This window comes from Paraburkholderia sp. SIMBA_054, assembly GCF_046534875.1.
Classification (GTDB): Bacteria; Pseudomonadota; Gammaproteobacteria; order Burkholderiales; family Burkholderiaceae; genus Paraburkholderia; species Paraburkholderia hospita.
Genome location: NZ_JAWRXV010001248.1, coordinates 1 through 253, shown reverse-complemented (window position 1 = coordinate 253; position 253 = coordinate 1). Strand labels below are relative to the sequence as shown.

Annotated in this window: 1 protein-coding gene; it reads right to left on the bottom strand. The window is 39.5% G+C overall.

The genetic code is table 11. The features are described 5' to 3' along the window. A partial coding sequence (locus SB822_RS59105) for a phosphatidylglycerol lysyltransferase domain-containing protein (RefSeq protein WP_410859376.1) occupies positions 1-253 on the bottom strand: 253 nt, incomplete at both ends.

The following is a 253-nucleotide window of genomic DNA, read 5'->3' as shown; positions in this document are numbered from 1 at the left end:
AAAATCGTAAACCACTAAAGCTATACATATAACGTACGTTATTAAAAATCGCTGCTGCTACGCGCTCATACCAAAAAGAATGAGGGGAAATACCTACATTGGAAAGAGGAGCCATTCCTATGTTCAAATAGAGATAGCCTTCCTGCTTCGCCCATTCTAAAAGATGAATCAGCATAGCATCCATTACACCACTAGGGGCATTAGGGATGTATCGCATTAAATCGATAGAAATTTTATTTGGCTGGTAAACCGG